This window comes from Streptomyces sp. G7(2002) (assembly GCF_028870195.1).
GTDB classification, from domain to species: Bacteria; Actinomycetota; Actinomycetes; order Streptomycetales; family Streptomycetaceae; genus Streptomyces; species Streptomyces nigrescens.
Genome location: NZ_CP102609.1, coordinates 1,589,517 through 1,609,569 on the forward strand (window position 1 = coordinate 1,589,517; position 20,053 = coordinate 1,609,569).

Genomic DNA, 20,053 nt, shown 5'->3' on the forward strand with positions numbered 1-20,053 from the left:
GCGGGACCCCGTGATAGGAAGTACCGAGATCGTCGTTCCCGACGATTCCCGGGAGCGGCCCGCCCTCACGCACGGCGTGACCGTACGGCTCATGGCTACGGCCCGCTCCCCCATCGGCCACGGCTTCGTCCCGTCGCTGGAGATTCCCTTTGTGCCCGGTCAGGTACCGGTTGTGCCCGGTCAGGTACCGGCGCTCAGTGCTGCGCACCCATAGGTAGCTGCCGGGCCTTTCGCCTGAATCCGGACTGTGCCTAGGTTGCCTCCAGGGATCGCCGTGCCCGGGACCACCGCAGACCGGAACGCTTTCAGCATCTGGAGGACAGCATCTTGCCCAGCAGCACCGTGACATCCGAGCAGTCCACGAACTCCGCTGATTTTCCCTGGCAGTTCGCCCGCAGCCGCCGCTTCTCCCTAGGGGTACCCCGGCATTTCACCGTCTCCCCCGACGGCCGGCGAGTGCTCTTCGTCCGTACGCTCTCGGGCACCGATCCCGTGGGCCGGCTGTGGCAGTACGAGGACGGCACGGAACGGCTGTTGGCCGATCCGGCACTCCTGGTAGAGGCGGGTCCCAACGCGGTCCCCGAGGAGGAGAGACTCCTCCGGGAGCGCGCCCGCGAGCGGACGGTGGGAGTGGTGTCGTACGCGACGGACGAGGCCGCCCGTCTGGTGGCGTTCGCGCTGTCGGGGGCCCTGTGGGCGGTGCGTACCGACGGCGGCACCCCGTTCTCGGTCCCCGCGGCCGGTCCGGTGATCGACCCCCGTCCTTCCCCCGACGGCCGGTACATCGCCTATGTGAGCCGCCGCTGCTTCCACGTCGTCGACCTGGCCGGCGCCGACCGTCAGCTGGCCCGTGCGGAGGGTCCGGAGATCTCCTACGGGCTCGCCGAGTACGTGGCCGCCGAGTCCATGCACCGGCTGCGCGGCTACTGGTGGGCACCGGACAGCCGCCGCGTCCTGGTGGCCAGGGTCGACACCGGCCCGGTGGAACGGCGTTATGTCAGCGATCCGGCCGACCCGACGAAGCCGCCGCAGGCGATCCGTTATCCGGCGGCCGGCACCCCCAATGCGGAGGTCGCCCTGCAGCTCCTCTCGCTGGAGGGGGAGCGGGTCGAGGTGGAGTGGGACCGTAAGGCGTACGAGTACGTCGTGGCGGCCGGCTGGGACGCGCACGGTCCGTTCATCACCGTGCAGAGCCGCGACCAGCGCGTGGTGCGCACGCTCGCGGTCGATCCGGAGACCGGTGCCACCGAAGTGCTGCACGAGCGGACCGATCCGGCGTGGGTGGAGATCATCGACGGCACCCCGGCCCGTACGGCGTCGGGCGCCTTGGTGCTCCATGAGGACGAGGGCGACACCCGGTATCTGACCGTCGGGGGCCGGCGGGTCACCCCGGAGGGGATGCAGCTGTGCGCGGTCCTCGGGGTCGAGGACGAGCGGGTGCTGTTCACGGCGAGCGAGGATCCGCTGGAGACCCATGTGTGGTGCCATGAGCCCGGCCGCGGCAACCGCCGGCTGAGCCGGGAGCCCGGCAGGTACACGGGCGTGGCGCGGGGCGGCACGGTCGTCCTGGCGGGCGAGACGTTGCGGGGCGGCGAGGTGGGCGTACTGCGCGGCGACGAGACGGCCGGGGACCCGCCGTACCAGGTCCTCACCTCGCTCGCCGAGGAGCCGTCGGTCACCCCGCGCCCGGTCCATCTCACCCTCGGCGAACGGGAGTTGCGCGGCGCCCTCTACCTGCCGTCGTGGCACGAGGAGGGCACCGGAAAGCTGCCGGTGCTCCTCGACCCGTACGGGGGACCGGGCATACAGCTCGTGGGACGGGCCCGCGGATGGTTCACCTACGTGTCGCAGTGGTTCGCCGAGCAGGGGTTCGCGGTGCTGGTGGTCGACGGGCGCGGGACCCCGAACCGGGGCCCGGCCTGGGAGAAGACCATTCATGGCGACCAGCTCACGCCCGCCCTGGAGGACCAGGTGGACGCGCTGCGGGCGGCCGCGGCGCGCTACGCCGACCTGGATCTGACGCGGGTGGCGATCCGCGGCTGGTCGTTCGGCGGGTTCCTGGCCGCGGCCGCCGTGCTGCACCGCCCCGAGATCTTCCACGCGGCGGTCGCCGGCGCCCCGCCCACCGACCAGCGGATGTACGACACCCACTGGAAGGAGCGGTTCCTGGGCGACCCCGAGGAACAGCCGGAGAACTATGTGCGCTCCTCCCTGGCCGGCCACGGCCATCTGCTGAGCCGTCCGCTGCTGCTGGTCCACGGGCTCGCGGACGACAATGTGGCGGCCGCGCACACCCTGCGCTTCTCGGCGGAGCTGCTCGCGGCGGGCAAGCCCCACAGTGTGCTGCCGCTGCCCGGTGCCACGCATCTGCCGGCCGACGACGCGGTCAATGCGCAGCTGCTGCACTTCCAGCGGGACTTCCTGCTGAAGGCGCTGGAAGAGCGCGCCGACCAGGGCTGACGCGGCCGGCTCGCGCCCGCCTCCGTCGCACCCATCCGCCATCCGTCATCCGCCGTCCGCCGTCCGGCCATCGCTGTCCGCCGTCCGCCGTCCACAGCCCGCTCCGGCGGATGGCGCAGGGCCGCGTTGAACGCTCCGGGCGGCGGCTCCGTATGGACCTTGTGCAACGTCCATGGAGCACATCGCGCACCGAAGGCACCACCAAGAACCGGAGGCACACCATGGCTCGACAGGCAGCGTCGGAGCGGACGGAGACCGAAGCGATGACGGCGACGGAGGAGACCGGCCCGGCGCCGGCGGGGCGCGGAGCGGGACGGCGGGCCGTCGTCGCGGCGGTCGGCGCGGCCGGGCTCACGGCCGCGCTCGCGGCCTGCGGCGGCAGCATGGAGGACGCGGGGAGCGGCAGCTCCAAGGCAGCGGGTGACGAGCAGGCCGCCCCGGGGACGAGCGGCGGGGGCGACAGCGGCTCGGGCGGCACCGGAGGGAGCGGGGGCGACGGTGCCGCCGGTGGGGAGGGTGGCCCCACCCTCGCCAAGACGTCGGAGATCCCCAAGGGCGGGGGCAAGATCTTCAAGGGCGAGAAGGTCGTCGTCACCCAGCCCCAGGACGGCGAGATCAAGGCCTTCTCCGCGATCTGCACCCACGCGGGCTGTGTTGTCGGCGAGGTCGCCGGCGGCACCATCAACTGCATGTGCCACGGCAGCAAGTTCGACATCACCGATGGCAGCGTGAAGACCGGCCCCGCCACCAAGGCGCTGGCACCCGCCAAGGTGACCGTCAAGGGCGGCTCGGTCACCCTCGGCTGACGCCCCCGGCCACCCGGCCGCCCGCCGGGCCACAACCCCGGCGGGCGGGTGTCACGGCGGGCGGGTGTCACGGGCACCGTTCAGGACCCACCCACGTCGCGCCGGGCGGCATGGTCGGTGTCAGAGCCGTGTCAGCCGTATGTCAGGGCCGTCGGCGATTTTTGTGGCCGCAACAACCGCCACGAAAGGACATCCGATGAGTCAGACGGTCGCCACCCCGCACGGCCTTTCCACGGAGCGCGACGCGGGCCCCTTCGACCCGCCCAGCCAAATCACCCGGCTGCGTGAGGCCCGCCCGGTCAGTCCCATGGTCTTCCCCGACGGTCACGAGGGCTGGATCGTCACCGGCTACGACGCGGTCCGCCAGCTCCTGGCCGACACCCGGTTCAGCTCCCGTCAGGACATCGGCATTCTCCACATGCCGTACGAGACCCCCAACATGCCCGCCGCCACCGAACCGTCCCCTCAGGTGCCGGGCCTGTTCGTCGCCATGGACCCGCCGGACCACACCCGGCTGCGGCGCAAGCTCACCGGCGCCTTCACCGTCAAACGCATGAAGCAGCTCGAAGAGCACATCATCGATATCGCCGAGCGGCAGCTGGACGAGGTGGCGCGCCTTGCCCCGCCGGTCGACCTGGTCAAGGAGTTCGCGCTGCCGGTGCCCTCGCTGGTGATCTGCGAACTGCTCGGTGTCCCCTACGCGGACCGGGAGACCTTCCAGGTCAACTCCGCCAAGTTCCTGGTCAAGGACCAGTCGTTCGACGAGAAGATAGCCGCGTACACCGCGCTGACCACGTACCTGGCCGAACTGGTCACGCGCAAACGCGCCACCCCCGGCGAAGACATCCTGTCCGACCTGGCCCGCCATGACGACCTCACCATCGAGGAGCTGACGGGCATCGCCTTCCTGCTGCTGCTCGCGGGTCACGAGACCACCGCCAATGTGCTGGCACTGGGCACCTTCGCGCTCTTGGAGCACCCCGAGCAGCTGGCCGAACTGCGCGCCACCCCGGACCTGATGCCCGGCGCCGTCGAGGAACTCATGCGCTACCTGTCCATTGCCGACATCTTCTATCGCTACGCCACGGAGGACATCGAACTCTGCGGTGAAACCATCCCCGAGGGATCGACCGTCGTCATCTCGCTGCTGGCGGCCAACCGCGATCCGAAGCGCTTCGACAACCCCGACACCCTGGACATCCACCGCAAGGCCCGCGGTCACCTGTCCTTCGGTCACGGCATCCACCAGTGCCTGGGCCAGCAACTCGCCCGCATCGAGATGCGCGCCGGTTTCGAGGGGCTGCTACGCCGCTTCCCGACCCTCCAGCTCGCCATCCCCGCCGACGAGGTGAAACTCAAGAGCGACATGAATATCTACGGCGTCCACGAGCTGCCGGTCACCTGGACGGAAACGGCCCGGTAAAACCGCCGGCCGAGCGCGTCACCCGTGCAGGAGCGCGCCTTCAGGGCCGCGGCGGACCCGCCTGCACAGGGGCCCTCACCACGGCAACTTCCCGCAGAGCGCCAGAAATTGGTTGGCTGCCGAACGCCCATGGCAAAATCGGCGGGTGCAGATCGGGATGCTGGGTCCGTTCGAGGTTCGCACGGACGACGGCGGATGGGCCGACGTGCCGGGCGCGCGGCTGCGCGGACTGCTGATCGCCCTCGCGCTCAAGCCGGGGCACGTGGTCCCGAAGGCGTCGCTCGTCGACTGGATCTGGGGGGAGCACCTGCCCGCCGGGGCGACGAACGCCCTGCAGCGCTTGGTTTCCCGGCTGCGGAAGGCGCTGCCGGACGGGGTGGTCGAGAGCCGGCCGGACGGCTACCGGCTGGCGGTGGAGCCTGACGCCGTCGACGCCGTGCGGTTCGAACGCCTCGTCATCGCGGGCCAGGCCTGCGCCGAGGACGCTTCCCGGCGGGTGCGGCTGCTGCGCGAGGCCCTCGAACTGTGGCGCGGTGCGGCCATGCAGGACGTCGGTCTGCAGGACAGCGCCGCGTTCGACGCCGCGGTCGGCCGGTTCGAGGGGTTGCGCCTGACCGCCACGGAGGAGCGGTTCGACGCGGAGATCACCCTCGGACGCGGTGCGGAGAGGGTCACGGAGCTGACCGACCTGGTGGCCGCGCACCCGCTGCGGGAACGGTTCGTCGCCGCGCTGATGCGCGCCCTGGTCGCGGCAGGTCGCGACAGCGATGCGCTGCTGGTGTACCAGCGCGCGAGGGAGGCCCTGGCCGACGCGCTGGGCGCCGACCCCTCGCCGGAACTGTCCGCTGTCCACCTCGCGCTGCTGCGGGGCGAGCTGGGGCGGCGGGAGACGAGCCGCAGGACCAACCTGCGCGCCGAGCTGACCACCTTCGTCGGCAGGGGCGCCGATACCGCCGCGGTCCGTGAGCTCATCGCCGGGCACCGGCTCACCACCGTGACCGGGCCGGGCGGCTCGGGGAAGACCAGGCTGGCGACGGAGACCGCGCGCACGCTGCTCGGCGAACTGCCGGACGGGGCCTGGCTGGTGGAGCTCGCCGCCATCGGCGCGGACGGCGACGTGGCGCAGGCGGCGCTCGCCGGGCTCGGCCTGCGGGACGCGCTGCTCGGCGGGGCCCCGAACGCGGAGCTGACGGACCGGATCGTCGCCGCGATCCGCGAGCGGGAGGCGCTGCTGATCCTGGACAACTGCGAGCATGTGATCGAGTCCGCGGCGTCGTTCGCCCACCGGGTGCTCGGGGAGTGCCGGGGGCTGCGGATCCTGGCGACGAGCCGGGAACCGCTCGGTATCACCGGGGAGGCGCTGTGGCCGGTCGAGCCGCTGGCCCTGCCGGAGGGGGACGCGGGACCGGGCGAGATCGAGTCCTCACCCGCCGTCCAACTGCTGCGGGACCGGGCCGGGGCGGTGCGCCGCGATCTCGCCGTGGACGCCCCCACGCTGGCGACGATGGTCCGCGTCTGCCGCGCGCTGGACGGGATGCCGCTGGCGATCGAACTGGCCGCGGCCCGGTTGCGCACCATGTCCGTCGACCAGCTCGCGGGCCGGCTCGACGACCGCTTCCGCCTGCTGACCGGCGGCAGCCGGACCGCGCTGCCGCGGCACAAGACGCTGCGCGCCGCGGTCGACTGGAGCTGGGAGCTGCTCACCGACGCCGAGCGGAGGGTTCTGCGCAGACTCTCGGTGTTCTCCGGCGGGGCGAGCCTGGAAGCGGCCGAACGGGTCTGCGCGGGCGACGCCGTCGAGCAGGAGCAGGTGCTCGAACTGCTCACCGCGCTGGCCGAGAAGTCGCTGCTGCTCGCCGAGGGCGACAGCGCCCCGCGCTACCGCATGCTGGGCACGATCAAGGAGTACGCCGGGCACCGGCTGGCGGAGGCGGGGGAATCGGACCTGGCGCGCCATGCGCACCTGGCCTACTTCACCGAGCTCACCGAGACCGCGGAGCCGCATCTGCGCCGCGCCGAGCAGCTGGACTGGCTGGCCACGCTCGGGGCCGAGCACGACAACATCGCTTCCGCGATGCGTGGAGCGCTCGCGGCGGGCGAGGCGCAGGCGGCGATGCGGCTCGCGGCGGGCGCCGGCTGGTACTGGTGGCTCAGCGGGCACAAAACCGAGGGCATGGAGCTGATCACCGCGGCCACCAGGACGCCCGGCGAGGTGACCGACGACGTCCGGGCCACGGTGTACGGCCTGGTCGTGCTGTTCGTGACCTCCGGACCGGGCGACGAACACCAGGCCGCGGAGTGGATCCACAAGGCGTACCGCTTCAGCCGGCGCAGTCCGGGCGGCCACCCGCTGATCGGGTTCGTCGCCCCGCTGGAACGCATGCTCCAGGCACCGGACGCGTTCCTGCCCGCGTTCGAACCGCTGCTGGACGACGAGGACCCCTGGGCGCGCGCGCTGGCCCGGCTGCACCTGGGCAAGATGCGGATCGTGCTCGGTCATGACGGACAGGACGCGGACGCCTACCTGGAGAAGGCGCTCGCCGAATTCCGGGCGCTCGGCGAGCGGTTCGGGATCTCGTTCGCCCTGACCGAGCTGGCGGAACGGATCGCCGTGCGCGGAGATTTCGCCGGTGCGTGCGCACACTATGAGGAGGCGATCGCGGTCGTCACCGAGATCGGTGCCACCGAGGACGTCATGCGCATGCGGTCGCGACAGGCGCGGCTGCACTGGCTACTGGGCGACAAGGACGCCGCTGCGGCCGCCATCGCCGAGGCACAACGGTGCGCGGAGCGGGTCACCTGGCCGGGTGCGCTGGCCTTCCTGGCCTTCGCGAAGGCGGAGTTCGCCCGGTGGGACGGCGACGCCGAGGAGGCGCACAGGCAACTCGGCGTCGCGGCGGCCGTACTGGGCGACGAGGCGGAGCAGGCGAGCCTCCGCGCGGTGACGCACGACCTGCTCGGCTACCTCGCCGACGACCCCGGCGAAGCCCGGGCGCACCGCGCGGCGGCCTGCGAGGCGGCGTCCGAGGCGGGACACGCGCCGCTGATCGCGCAGGTGCTCGTCGGGGTCGCGGATCTGGCACTGCGCCGCGACGAGCACGAGCAGGCCGCGCGGCTGCTCGCGGCGAGCGCCGGAGTGCGCGGACTGCCGGACCGCTCCCACCCGGACGTGGCGCGGATAGAGCAGACCGCACGGCGCCGCCTCGGCGACGCGCGGTTCGCCGAGGCGACTCGGCAGGGGACACGGACCAGCTGGTCCCAGCTGGTCGAGGTCACGCTCGCTTCCGGCGGGTAGCCGCTCGCCCCGCACCGCCCGTCGCACCGCACGTCAGGCATCCGCGCGCTTGTGTCACAAATCGCCGGAAACGCAACCGATACAGGCGGGTCCGCCTCTCTTGCAGAGCGGACCGACATCCCCTGTCCGCTGCCTGCACCGACCAAGGAGACATCCCCTATGTCCAAGACATCCACTTCCGTCATCCGTCGTCGTCGTGGCCGCTCCATGGGACTCGCCGCGGCCGGTACGGCCCTCGTCCTCTCTGCCCCGACCCCGGCAACGGCCTTAGCGGGCCAGGCCCGCCCCGCCTCGGCCGACCCGGTCTCCGTCCTGACGTACACCGCCAAGGAACGCAAGGAAGCCCTCGACTACTGGACACCCGCCCGCATCAAGGCTGTCGGGAAGTCCGTGGACCTCGGTCCGACCGGACCGAAGGCCAAGCCGTGGCAGGGCACCGCCATGAAGACCGTCGGGCGGCTCTTCTTCGTCAACGCGAACGGTGCCGATACCTGGTGCACGGCCACTGCCGTCAAGAGCGCCAACCGCTCCGCCGTGATGACCGCGGCACACTGCGTGCGCCGGGGCTCCTCTCCCTACAACACCAACATCGCGATGGTGTTCGTCCCCGGATACAGCAAGGGCAAGATGCCCTACGGCGCGTTCGCGGTCCGCGACGCCGTGACCCCGCGCAGCTGGGAGCAGGACTCCACCGACGACCTGTCCACGCTGGTCGTCGACGCCGACAAGAGCGGCCGCAAGCTCACTGATGTCGTGGGCGGCCAGGACATCGCCTTCAACCGCCCCGTTGGCGGCACCATCTCCGCCTTCGGCTACTCCGCCACCCGCCCGCAGCTCGGCGAGGAACTCCTCCGCTGCGTCGGCACGGCGAAGAAGAAGAGCGGCGTGCAGGCCATCCCCTGCGACATGAGCGGCGGCTCCAGCGGCGGCCCGTGGCTGGCCGACTTCAACGCCACCACCGGCAAGGGCGTCCTGGTCTCGGTCAACAGTGCACTGGACTCCCTGACACCGACCGAGATGCAGGGAGAGGTGCTGGGAGCCACAGCCAAGAAGGTGTACGACCGGGCCCAGAACGGCTGACACAGAGGCGCGGGCACCCAGGCCCGGCCACAGAGGCGCGGGCACCCAGGCCAGGCCAGGCCACCGGTCGCACCACAGGCAGGCGTCACCAGGCGACGCCTGCCGAACGCGCACCTCCTACTTATCGTGCTGTCGGCGCACCATCTCGCTGATCCAGATGGGCGCGAACGGAGAAGTGCAGCCCGGGGAAGTCGGGTAGTCCTTGAGCACCTCCAGGCGCTCACCGATGTCGAGGGCACGGGCGCGGTGCTCGGGGTGCTCGATCCCGATCTGAGCCAGACAGTGGTTCATCGCCCACTGGAGGCGATCCGGGGCGTCTTTCATCTCCGCCTCGATGACGTCGAGCAGCCCTGCGAGGTCGAGACCCTCGGGCTTCTTCGCCACGCGTTCGGTCGTCAGCGCCCAGCCGGCACTCGCGACCACGGGATCCGGATCGGCGGACCAGGCCCGACGCAGCTCTTCGGCGTGCGGGCTCTTCTTCACCACGTAGTTCACGAGCCAGTCGTGCACCTTGGGTGTCCGTGCCTCCCGCAACATGACGTCCAGCTCGTCACGCTCGAACGCCTTCGGGCGGCAGATCAGGATCGCCAGCAGTCTCGCCGCGGTGTCACCCGTCTCCCAGAGCCGGCACGCGAGTTCCTGCTGCGTCTTCAGCCGCCTCGCGAGCGCGCGCAGCTTGCTGAGGTTCACCCCGTGATCGTCACCGTGCTTCTCGTTCACCGCGCGCGTCTTCGGGTCCTCGAGCCCGGCCAGCTCGGCCATCACCTCGGCCACCGTCGTCCCGGTCGGCGTCGTCCCGGCCACCTGAGCCTCCTGTCCCTCACCAGCGAAATTCAGCCTACGACGGAAATCGGCCTCCTGTCGTACACGCCGGCCATGAGACGGCACGCAGCGGAGCAGGCCCTCGCTGTCAGCGTCCGGAGCCTCCGGAAGAGGCGACCGCGTCGAGGGTCGTGGCGAGTTCGACGGGGGTGGACAGCATGGGCCAGTGCCCGGTGGGCAGATGGAAGCGCCGCCACGGTGGCTGGTTGAGGAAGGCCAGCGTCGGCACCCCGGCATCCAGCAGGGCCTTGGCGTCGTGGCAGGCAACCACCACGTGGTCGACATCGGGGCCGAGATCATCAGGGCGGGTCAGCCGCTGTGCGAAGGTGCGAAAGGGCTGGGGCGTGGCCCGGGTGCGCATGAGGTCGAGCTGGTCCTCGTCGAGCCCTTCGAGGGTGCTGAACGCGCTGAGAAGCTCGAAGGGCGGCAACGGCAGCCGCCATCCGTCTCCGTGCTCGGCAACCTGCTGGTGCAGTTGGTCCACCACGTCGTCCGACATGACGTCGAGCAGGCATGTGCCCTCGGCGAAAGGGGCGCTGTCGACATAGACCAGACGTTCCAGCCGCGGCCCGAGGCGGCCCGCAGCGCCGGTGACGGGGACCGCCGCGTAGCTGTGCGCCACGAGGGTGACCTCGTGCAGGTCCCGCTCCACGACGAACGCGGTGATGTCGTCGATGTGAGTGTCCAGGCCCACCTCCGGGGTGGCGAGGCCGGATCGTTCGCCCAGGCCGGTCAGCGTCATCGGCAGCGCCACGTGCCCACGCTCCCGCAGCGCTTGGGCGGTGGCCTCCCATGCCCAGGCTCCGAGCCAGGCGCCGGGGACGAGCACGAAGGTAGCCATGCGGTTTCTCCTTGGATTTCAGGGGTTGCGGCGAGAGTAGAGTCCATACAGGACAGTTTCCGCCCTGAAATGCCGAGTGATCCATGTCATACCCCTTGACGCGCGTACTGGCCCTGCTGGAACTCCTCCAGACACACCCAGGGCTGACCGGTGCACAGCTGTCGGACCGCCTGGGGACCGATGTGCGCACGGTGCGGCGCTACGCGGCACGCCTGCGCGAGTTGGGCATCCCGGTGGAATCAGACCGGGGCCGCTTCGGTGGCTACCGGCTGGCCCGCGGCTACCGGATGCCACCGCTGATGCTCACCAACGAAGAAGCCCTCGTGGTCATGCTGGGCCTGCTCGCCGGGGAGCGTCTGGGCATGGGCACCACCGCTCCCGCCGGCGCCGGCGCCCTTGCCAAGATCGAACGAGTGCTCCCGGACCCTCTGCGCGCACCGCTGGCCGCCATGCGGGACACCCTGTCCTTCACCACCAACACGGTGCTCGCGCAGGCCCCCGAAGCCGGCGTCCTGCTGACCCTGGCGCAGGCATGCCGCTCCGGTCACACCGTCGGGCTGCGCTACCGCTCCTGGCACCGGGAACACACGGAGCGCGATGTCGACCCGTACGGGGTGGTCTTCCATTCCGGGTGCTGGTACCTCGTCGGTCACGACCACCTCCGTGACGGCCTGCGCACCTTTCGCATCGACCGGATCACCTCCGCCACGACCGGCGCAGCAACGTTCACCGCCCCCGACGACTTCGACCCGGTCACCCACCTCACCGCATCCCTGGCCCGGACACCCGCGCCGTGGCAGGTCGAGGTACTGATCGAAGGCCCCATCGAGGACATCGCGCGCCGGCTGCCCCGCACGATCGTCACCCTCACCGCCACACCCACCGGCGTACTGATGCGCGCGCAGGCCGCCCAGCTGGACAGCGTGGCGCGCCTGCTCGCCTCCCTGGAATGGCCCTTCACCATCCACAGCCCCGACCAACTGCGCCAATCCCTCAAAGACCTGGCCCGACAGCTCACGGCCGCCGCCGAACGCCCCCTCGGGGACACTCCGAAGTAGACATCGGCTCCATCTCGGCACCCACTGGCAGTGGCCGGAGAATCAGAACGCCGAGCATGCTGCTAGAGATACGCGCCGTCAGGGACCCGGTAAGCAGTCAGCTGTAGATGTAGAGGCGCCACTTTCCGCTGCCCTGCAGCAGCACGCACGTCCACTGTTCGCCGAATTCCTCCCCGGCCGCCTGGCAGGCCGACTTGGAGGGATAGAGGATGGGGTACCAGCCCGTTGCCGTGCTGGAGGACGTGGCAGTCGATGGCGTCGCGGTCTCGGAGTGCGCGGGTGCTGCCTGGGCGGTGGCGGCAGTGGCAGTGGCGCCGGTCAGCATGGCGGCTCCTACGGCGACACCGGTGAGCCAGATTCGTGTACGCATGATTCCCCTCGCGGTCGAAGTGCCTGTCTGTTGTGGTGCCTGTCTGTTGTGGTGCCTGTCTGTTGGCGTGTCTTAGGGCGAGCGTCATCGGTCATCGGTTGATGGCACAGAGACGCTGTCCGGGCTGCTGGGGATCGGGCCTCAGTGAACAGCCCGTCGGCGAGCCGCCCTTGGGAGTGCGGCGCGTGCCCTGGAGGGACACGCGCCACGAGGACCGGTGACTCATCAGCTCCAGACGTACAGGTGCCACTTACCGCTTGGCGCCTTCACACACTTCCACTCTTGGGCGGAGTTCTCCCCATCCGCCTGGCAGGACGACTTGCTGATGTAGGTACCGACGTAGATCCATCCCAGCGCCGTGCTGGATGACGTTGCGGTCTCGGAGTGCGCGGGTGCTGCCTGGGCGGTGGCGGTGGCAGTGGCGCCGGTCAACACAGCGGTTCCTATGGCGACGCTGGTGAGCCAGATTCGTGTACGCATGATTCCCCTCACGGTCGAAGTGCGTTGTCTGTTGGCGTGCTCGTTGTGCACCGGGTCGCCACCGGCGAACTGCCGTTTGGCGACTCAAGGAGCATCCCTGGCCAGGAACCGGCTCGACAACGACGTGCAGGCATAGCTGAATAACCGTGGTCCGGGGGTTTCGACTTGTTCGGGTCAGGGGCATTCAGTGCTGCGTATCCGGTTCACGCTGGAGGATCTCGCCCGTACCCGGGTGGCACTACTGGGGCCGCTGGCCGAGACCCAGCTGAGCCTGCGGATGCTGCAGCGGCGCGAGGAGAAGGTGCTGTTCGACGGGTGGCGCAGACGCACGCGTCCGCGAGTGCCGCCGGACGCGCGGCAGCTTGCGGCGTTCGTGGCAAGCCCGCAGGGGTGGATGGTCGACCTCTTCACGCTGCTGGGGCCGGTTTCCTCGATCGAGGAAGGGCGCGAGCGCCTGCTGAGTGCGCCCCGCGCGCAGTTGCGTGCCGAGCTGTCTCCTGATGCCCGGCTGGATCGCCTCCGCCCGTCCTGGCTGTCCCACCCGGGTGCGGGCGACGGTGTGGTGGTCGAGCGGCTGGCGAACGGCCTTGCCGACTACCACGCCGCATCCGTGGCCCCCTACTGGGACCGCATCCACCAGCACCTGAGCGCCCATGCGCACCTGGTGGGCAAGCTGATGGCCGCCCACGGAGTAGGCGCCGCGCTGGAGAGCCTCGCGCCGTATCTGCGCTGGAAGCCGCCCGTGCTGGAACTGCCGGACTACCGGCCCTGGCAGGGACCGGACGACTACGGGTACCACTTGGGCGGCCGGGGCATGGTCTTGGCTCCCTCACTGTTCTGCGGCCCCGTACCGCAGCTGTTCGCACCCGCGACCGATGCCGAAGCCCTGCTCATCTACCCCGCGCCGCGCGATCCCGCGACGATCCGCAGCATCTGGTCCCCGCCTCGGCCCGCAGCCTCGCACAAGGCCCTCGCCGCCCTCCTGGGAACCACCCGCGCGGCCATCCTGGCCACACTCGTCGACAGCTACACCACCACCGACCTCGCCCGTCGTCTGTCCATCTCGCCGTCCAGCGCAAGCCAGCACACCGGCGTACTCCGGCAGGCCGGACTCGTCTCCACCACCCGCCACCGCAACACCGTGCACCACACCATCACCCCACAGGGACGCGCCCTCCTCGACGGGACAAGCACCACACCCTGACCCCGACAGCCTGAGCCCCCCGGCCCCTATCCGCTGCACACGCGGGACGGCTGCGGCCTGCCTTCTCCGGCACCGGAGTTCGGGCGCAGGCGGTGTCGGAAGACCAGCAATGCGGCTCTGACCGGCTACGGCCCTCAGATCGCGGAGAGGTGCTGGGCGGAGAAGGCTGCTGTGTAGCCCGCACCGCTTTCCACACTCGCCCACGTGACCGAGGCCAGGGCACTGTACGGGGCGATATGGCGGTACGGCAGGCCAACGACGCCGGCCAGGTGCGGGGCAAGGGTCCGCATGACCGGCACAAAGCGGAAGATCAGGAGGGTTTGGCCGGCGCGCTTGTTCATGAGGGTTTCCGCCCGCTGCCACGCCGAGGCAGGAATGCGGCGGCCAAGCTTCCCGGTGCGTAGGCGATTTCCCAGCAGGTGACCGGTTCGATGGCCAAGAGCGTCCCCGATCACGACAGCACCGGCAGCGACTCCGATGACCCACAACAGGTTCATGCTGCCGGCACGGGCCAAGGCTCCCGCGGTGAGCATGAGAGCGAGAGTGGGGACGACGGCACCCACCAGCAAAATGGATTCCGCGATGATTGCCGCGGCCAGCACCGTATAGGCGGTGGCAGGGGGAATCTGGCTGAGCAGAGTGGTGAGGTCACTCATCGCGATATGTCCGACCGGACGGTCAACAAGTCGGAGGCGTTGACCGTATCGATGGGTCGGCGCAGTTGCCACACCTGTGCGGGTGGCAGATTTCCCCACACGGTCCAACAGCCGACCGCGTACTGGTTGTGGTACTGATTCAGGAGATCTTTGACGTCGCGCTGACGGCGGGCCTCTGGGCGGGATGTCAGCAAGGCGCGGACCCAGCGGCTGCCGCAATAGGAAAAGTAGGTGAGAGTGCCCCCGGGGCGGAGCAGTTCCAAGTAGCGGCCCATGATTTCCTCGACCTGCCGGGGGGCGAAGTTGGAGAACGGCAGGCCGGAGACGATCACGTCATAGCGGCAGTCAGTGGTGAGCTGTTCGACAAATGTGTTGTGGACGCGCACGTGCTCCTGCTTTTCCAGCAGGTCCGGGTTGCCGCGAACCAGGCGACGCAGATGTGCGGCAAAATGGGGGTTCGCTTCTACGATGTCCAGCCGGCTTCCCCGAGGTATCTGAGGGAGCAGAACTCGTGTGACCGATCCGGTACCCGCGCCTACTTCCAGGACATTCGAATTCCGCGGCGCTCGCTTCAGCAACGGGTCAGCCAGCATGTTGGCCAGCGACTTGCTGCTGGGGGCGATGGAACCGACCGTGCGATGGTTCCGTATCGACTCCACCAAGAAGGTCCATCCTTCAGTCGTACGCTGAGCCCGGGCACGGTGGTGAGAAGTGTGCTCATTCATCAAGAAAAGACATTCCTGGGAGGATGCGAAGCGGCCGTGTGCGTCACACGTCAGACCGCACTTCGAGGGGAAGGGGATCAGGTCCTCTCCCCATCCTCGAATGCACAGGTCAGCGCCGTCCTCCCCCACAGGGACCCAAAGTCGGACTGTACTGAAGTGCCACCACGGGCCCCGGCGTCATTCTCTGGACGGACGGCCACCCGCCCTGGGACCTAGGGGGTTTCGTCGGTACCGACAACCCGGGTCAGCGGCCACGGCGCGGCCGCTTCCAGCTGGTCAGGACGTCATCGGTGGTGGTGACGGTGGCGACCAGCGCGAGGGTGTTGCGGACCATCGCGGGGGTGTAGTCGGCAGGCACCCCCGCGATGGCGTCCGCGGGCACCACGGCCGTATAGCCGAGGTTGACCGCGTCGAAGACGGCATTGGGGATCGCCACATTCGCCGACACCCCGGTGACGATCAGCGTCCGGCACCCGAAGTTGCGCAGCAGCGCGTCCACCTCGGTGCCGGCGATCGGCGAGAGACCGTGCAGTCTGCGCACCACCAGGTCGTTGTCGGAGACGGGTATCGGGTCGGCGATACGGACCGCGGTGGACCCGGTGAACTGCTGGACGGGCAGCCGCGCGGCCGCCTTGAACAGGCGGGCGTTGTGGCTGGCGCCGCGGCCGTCGGGACGGCGTTCGGCGACCGCGTGCAGCACCTGGACGCCGGTGTCATGGGCGGCCGCCACCAGCCGGGCGACGTTCGCCAGCGCCCCCGACGTGCGGGCCGCGTCGGCGAGTTCGGGCAGTGCGCTCTCCGGGCCGACCACCCCGCGCTGGCACTCGACGGTGAGCAGCACCGTCGTGGCCGGGTCCAGTTGGCCGATGAGCCGTGCAGCGTCCGAAGGCATCGCATTCCCCTCTGGCGGTTCTGATTTCCCGCGGGTCTGCAGGAGTAGCGGGTCTGCAGGAGCGGCGGGACCGGGTCCCGGTCGGTGCTTCCCCGACGGGCCGGTTCGAGGCGGGCGAGGCTATCGGGCATTGCGCACGTCAGGAAGAGCCCTCATGCTTTCCGACACCGGTTTCTGACACATAGTCAGCAGCCTAGGGTGTCAGGTGAGCGGTCAGTGCCACACGGGCGGCACACGGCGGAGGGCGGGGACGGATGGCCGACACACAGCGGCGCGGGCGCCGGATCATGATGACGCAGGGCGAGCTCGACGCCTTCCTCGCGGCGCAGCGCACCTGCCGCGTCGCCACGGTCGGCGGGGACGGTGCGCCGCACGTCGGAGCGCTGTGGTTCGTCTGGGACGGTACGGCGCTGTGGCTCTATTCGATCACCCGCAGCAGGCGCTGGGCGCAGTTGCGCACGGACCCGAGGATCGCGGTGGTCGTCGATGACGGGCACGAGTACGGCGAGCTGCGCGGGGCCGAGCTGGCGGGCCGGGCGGAGTGCGTCGGCGAGGCGCCGCGCACCGGTGAGCCGTGCCCCGAACTGGGCGCCCCGGAGCGGCTCTTCGCGGAGAAGTACTTCGGGATGTCCGAGATGCCGCACGACGGCCGGCATGCCTGGCTGCGGCTGACGCCGGAGTCCGTCGTGTCGTGGGACTTCCGCAAGATCCCGGGGTGAGGGCGCGAAGATCCCGGGACGAGGGCGAGGGCGCCACGCGGGTGGTGGCCGCGGCACCGGGCGGGTGGCGGCCGCGGCACCGGGCGGGTGGACGCCTCGCATGAGCAAGCTGATCGCCGCGGACGGCGAGGCCGGTCGTCCCGAGGTGATCGCGTTGTCGGTGGTCTCTGGGAGAGTGGTGGAGGTCAGCCCGTCCGGTACCGGCAGGTGCGGGAGCGGGACGGCCCGGCCGCGAGGTGGCCGGGCCCCGACGAGGACGAAGGAGATCCGGTGAACGTGCTCTTCCCCGCGCTGCGCGACGCTTCGCCCGCCCCCGCGCTGCGCTTCGGCGATCGCAGTCTCAGCCATTGCCAGTTGGCGTCGGTGGCGGGTGCGCTCGCCGAGCGGATCGCCGGTGAGACCCGTATCGCCCTCTGGGCGACGCCGACGCTGGAGACCGCGGTCGGCGCGGTGGCCGCGCTGCTCGCCGGGGTGGCCGTGGTGCCGGTCAATCCGAAGATCGGTGAGAGCGAGCTGGCGCACATCGTGGCGGACAGCATGCCCTCGCTCGTCCTGGCCGAGCCGGATGCCGATCTGCCGGGGCCGCTCGCCGCGCTGTCCCGTATCGACATCGAGGCCGCGGCGCCGCCCGAGGAGGCCGCGCCGACCCCGCTGCCGAGCGAACCGGGCGACGAGGCACCGGCCCTGATCGTCTACACCTCCGGCACGACCGGGCCGCCCAAGGGCGTCGTCCTCCCCCGGCGCGCCCTCGCGCACACCGTCGACGCGCTGGAGGACGCCTGGCAGTGGACCGCCGATGACGTCCTGGTGCACGCCCTCCCGCTCTTCCATGTCCACGGCCTGATCCTCGGTGTCCTCGGGCCGCTGCGCCGCGGCGGCAGCGTGCACCACCTGGGGCGCTTCAGCACCGAAGCGGTGGCCCGGGAGCTGTCCGCGGACGGCACGATGCTGTTCGGGGTACCGACGATGTACCACCGCCTGGCCGAAGAGGCGGGCCGGAACCCCTCGCTCGCCAAGGCGCTCTCCCGGGCCCGGCTGCTGGTCTCCGGGTCGGCCGCGCTGCCGCTGACCGATCATGAGCGGATCGCGGCCGCCACCGGCCGACGGGTGATCGAGCGCTACGGCATGACGGAAACGCTCATGAACACCAGCGTCCGGGCGGACGGCCCCGATGCCGCGGGCACGGTCGGCGTACCGCTCCCGGGGGTGTATGTCCGGCTCGTCGACGAGGCGGGCCAGGCCATCGAGGCGAACGACGCCGAGACGGTCGGCGAGATCCAGGTCCGCGGCCCGAACCTCTTCGTCGAGTACCTCAACCGCCCCGATGCCACCGCCGCGGCCTTCGACGGCGGATGGTTCCGCACCGGTGACATGGCCGTCCGGGACGCCGCCGGCAACTACCGCATCGTGGGCCGTAAGGCCACCGATCTGATCAAGAGCGGTGGCTACAAGATCGGCGCGGGCGAGATCGAGAATGCGCTGCTGGCCCACCCGGGCGTCGCCGAGGCCGCCGTCACCGGCGCGCCGGACGAGGACCTCGGCGAGCGGATCGTCGCCTGGATCGTGACGGAGACCGGTCCGGACGCCGGGCCGGCGCCGTCCGCCGAGGAACTCGCCGACCATGTCGCCCGCCAGCTCGCGCCGCACAAGCGCCCCCGCACCGTGCACTTCCTGGACGCCCTGCCGCGCAACGACATGGGCAAGATCCTGAAGCGTGAGCTCCGTGCGTAGCGGTGGCGCCGGGGACGGGGGCGCGGGGGACGGCGAGGCCGCAGGGCACCGCGGTGGCGACGGGGCCGCGGCCGGCGACCGGACTCCCGCGGGCAACTCCGCCGCCACGACGTTGCCGTGCGCCCGGCTGACAGCCCGTCAAGCCATCGCGGCGGTGGCTGACACCTACAGCGAGGCGGCCGTGCCCGACGGTCGCGGAACCCCGTCCGGGGCGTCGTCCGCACCGGACGGCCCCCTCGGCTGGCGCGGCTACGACGACGCCCGGGCCCGCGCCCGGGAACGGACCGGCGAGGACGAGTCCGTGGTCACCGCCCTGGCCACGATAGGCGGACGGGAAACGGTCGTGCTCTCCTTCGAGTTCCGCTATCTGGGCGGCTCCCTCGGCGAGCGCACCGGCGACCGGCTGGAGGCCGCCTACACCCATGCGCGCGAGCACGGCCTGCCGGTCGTCTCGCTGATCGCCACGGGCGGCAGCCGGATGCAGGAAGGGATGCGGGCGCTGACCCAACTCCAGCGGGTGGCACGCAGTCCGCGCTGAACCGCGCCGCGGGACTCCCCCAGCTCGCCGTGCTGCGCGACCCGACGACCGGCGGCGGCTGGGCCACCCTGGGCGCGGCCGCCGATGTGATCCTCGCGCTCCCCGGGGCCCAGGTCGGCTTCGCGGGCTCACGGGTGCGTCCCCCGGACGCCGACCCCGCCGCCTACACCGCCGAGGGACAGCTGGCCGCCGGCCAGATCGATGCCGTCGTCCCGCCCGACCGGCTGCGCGCCACGCTCCAGCGGTGGCTGCAACTGCTGGGCACACCACGGGAGTTCCACGTCGAGGCGGTGGAGCCGGCGCCCCCGCCGGATGCGCTCGGCGCACCCGAACTGCCGGAGACCGGCTGGGGTGCGGTGGCCCGGGCCCGCGCACCCGGCCGGCCGCGGGCCGAGGCGTATCTGCGCGCGTACTTCGACGACTGGGAGGAGATCAGCGGCGACCGCTGCGGCGGCGTCGACCCCGGGATGCGGTGCGGATTCGGTCACCGTGCGGGGCGCACCCTCGCCTTCGCGGCGCAGTGCGGTACGGCCACCCGCCCGGCCGGTTTCCGTACCGCCGCACGGCTCGTCCGGCTCGCCGACCGGCTCGGCATCCCGGTCCTCACCCTCGTGGACACCCCGGGCGCCGCCAACGACGCGGCGGCCGAGCGGGCCGGTGCCGGGGCGGCCATCGCCGACACCTTCGCGGCGCTCGCCACCGCCCGGGTGCCCGTCACCTCCCTGCTCATCGGCGAAGGCGGTTCGGGCGGCGCGCTGGCCCTGGCCGCACCGGACCGGCTCTGGGCCACGCCGGACAGCTACTTCTCCGTGATCGCCCCGGAACTGGCCGCGGCCATCCTCAAACGCGACACGACACAGATCCACGAGACTGCGGACCAACTCCGTATCCGGCCAACGGACTTGCTGGATCTGGGCGTCATCCGCGGCATCGTCCCACCGGCCTGAGAGGAA

The 20,053-nt window shown here is 71.0% G+C and carries 16 protein-coding genes and 1 pseudogene; 10 read left to right on the forward strand and 7 right to left on the reverse strand.

Annotated elements, in window-relative coordinates; genetic code table 11:
- The first annotated feature begins 327 nt into the window (after positions 1-327).
- From NUT86_RS06035 to NUT86_RS06055, 5 genes are all read left to right on the forward strand, one after another.
- Positions 328-2,460 (forward strand): S9 family peptidase, encoded by a 2,133-nt coding sequence (locus tag NUT86_RS06035; RefSeq protein ID WP_274733951.1) that lies wholly within the window; start codon positions 328-330, stop codon positions 2,458-2,460.
- A 263-nt stretch (positions 2,461-2,723) separates the two neighbouring features.
- Complete coding sequence (locus NUT86_RS06040) at positions 2,724-3,266, forward strand: Rieske (2Fe-2S) protein (protein ID WP_018093239.1); 543 nt, start codon at positions 2,724-2,726, stop codon at positions 3,264-3,266.
- 196 nt (positions 3,267-3,462) lie between these two features.
- On the forward strand, positions 3,463-4,689 hold the full coding sequence (locus NUT86_RS06045) for a cytochrome P450 (RefSeq protein WP_148588052.1): 1,227 nt from the start codon (positions 3,463-3,465) through the stop codon (positions 4,687-4,689).
- A gap of 145 nt (positions 4,690-4,834) precedes the next feature.
- On the forward strand, positions 4,835-7,984 hold the full coding sequence (locus NUT86_RS06050; protein ID WP_274733954.1) for a BTAD domain-containing putative transcriptional regulator: 3,150 nt from the start codon (positions 4,835-4,837) through the stop codon (positions 7,982-7,984).
- 159 nt (positions 7,985-8,143) lie between these two features.
- A complete protein-coding gene (locus tag NUT86_RS06055; RefSeq protein WP_229838675.1) occupies positions 8,144-9,064 on the forward strand; it encodes a trypsin-like serine peptidase in 921 nt (306 codons plus the stop codon).
- A 117-nt stretch (positions 9,065-9,181) separates the two neighbouring features.
- Here the strand turns inward: NUT86_RS06055 and NUT86_RS06060 are convergent, their stop codons facing one another.
- The gene (locus NUT86_RS06060) at positions 9,182-9,826 is read right to left on the reverse strand and encodes a DNA alkylation repair protein (protein WP_274740388.1); all 645 of its coding nucleotides are present in this window, start codon (positions 9,824-9,826) and stop codon (positions 9,182-9,184) included.
- 148 nt (positions 9,827-9,974) lie between these two features.
- The gene (locus NUT86_RS06065) at positions 9,975-10,727 is read right to left on the reverse strand and encodes an alpha/beta hydrolase (protein WP_274733957.1); all 753 of its coding nucleotides are present in this window, start codon (positions 10,725-10,727) and stop codon (positions 9,975-9,977) included.
- Between the two features lie 95 nt (positions 10,728-10,822).
- Here NUT86_RS06065 and NUT86_RS06070 point away from each other — a divergent pair, with 95 nt between their 5' ends.
- Entirely contained in the window at positions 10,823-11,785 is a 963-nt protein-coding gene (locus tag NUT86_RS06070; RefSeq protein ID WP_274733959.1) for a helix-turn-helix transcriptional regulator, read from the forward strand.
- A gap of 97 nt (positions 11,786-11,882) precedes the next feature.
- Here NUT86_RS06070 and NUT86_RS06075 read toward each other — a convergent pair whose 3' ends face one another.
- Together NUT86_RS06075 and NUT86_RS06080 are read right to left on the reverse strand one after the other, a co-directional pair.
- On the reverse strand, positions 11,883-12,155 hold the full coding sequence (locus NUT86_RS06075; RefSeq protein WP_274733961.1) for a hypothetical protein: 273 nt from the start codon (positions 12,153-12,155) through the stop codon (positions 11,883-11,885).
- 225 nt (positions 12,156-12,380) lie between these two features.
- Positions 12,381-12,635 carry a hypothetical protein gene (locus tag NUT86_RS06080; protein WP_159490753.1) on the reverse strand — a complete coding sequence of 85 codons (255 nt, stop codon included), beginning with the start codon at positions 12,633-12,635 and terminating at the stop codon, positions 12,381-12,383.
- 187 nt (positions 12,636-12,822) lie between these two features.
- On the opposite strand from NUT86_RS06080, the gene NUT86_RS06085 reads away from it, so the two are divergent.
- The gene (locus NUT86_RS06085; RefSeq protein WP_274733965.1) at positions 12,823-13,839 is read left to right on the forward strand and encodes an ArsR/SmtB family transcription factor; all 1,017 of its coding nucleotides are present in this window, start codon (positions 12,823-12,825) and stop codon (positions 13,837-13,839) included.
- Positions 13,840-13,973: 134 nt separating this feature from the next.
- Here NUT86_RS06085 and NUT86_RS06090 read toward each other — a convergent pair whose 3' ends face one another.
- From NUT86_RS06090 to NUT86_RS06100, 3 genes are all read right to left on the reverse strand, one after another.
- Positions 13,974-14,495, reverse strand: coding sequence for a DedA family protein (locus tag NUT86_RS06090; protein ID WP_109888021.1), 522 nt, complete (start codon positions 14,493-14,495; stop codon positions 13,974-13,976).
- Complete coding sequence (locus tag NUT86_RS06095; protein WP_274733968.1) at positions 14,492-15,220, reverse strand: class I SAM-dependent methyltransferase; 729 nt, start codon at positions 15,218-15,220, stop codon at positions 14,492-14,494. The genes NUT86_RS06090 and NUT86_RS06095 overlap by 4 nt, the downstream gene beginning before the upstream one ends.
- Before the next feature lie 244 nt (positions 15,221-15,464).
- Positions 15,465-16,112, reverse strand: coding sequence for an isochorismatase family protein (locus NUT86_RS06100; protein WP_266441750.1), 648 nt, complete (start codon positions 16,110-16,112; stop codon positions 15,465-15,467).
- Positions 16,113-16,366: 254 nt separating this feature from the next.
- On the opposite strand from NUT86_RS06100, the gene NUT86_RS06105 reads away from it, so the two are divergent.
- From NUT86_RS06105 to NUT86_RS06115, 3 genes and pseudogenes are all read left to right on the forward strand, one after another.
- The gene (locus NUT86_RS06105) at positions 16,367-16,831 is read left to right on the forward strand and encodes a pyridoxamine 5'-phosphate oxidase family protein (protein WP_093641172.1); all 465 of its coding nucleotides are present in this window, start codon (positions 16,367-16,369) and stop codon (positions 16,829-16,831) included.
- Positions 16,832-17,101: 270 nt separating this feature from the next.
- On the forward strand, positions 17,102-18,562 hold the full coding sequence (locus tag NUT86_RS06110) for an acyl-CoA synthetase (protein WP_274733973.1): 1,461 nt from the start codon (positions 17,102-17,104) through the stop codon (positions 18,560-18,562).
- Positions 18,563-18,689: 127 nt separating this feature from the next.
- Positions 18,690-20,047, forward strand: a pseudogene (locus NUT86_RS06115) (carboxyl transferase domain-containing protein).
- Positions 20,048-20,053 lie beyond the last annotated feature (6 nt).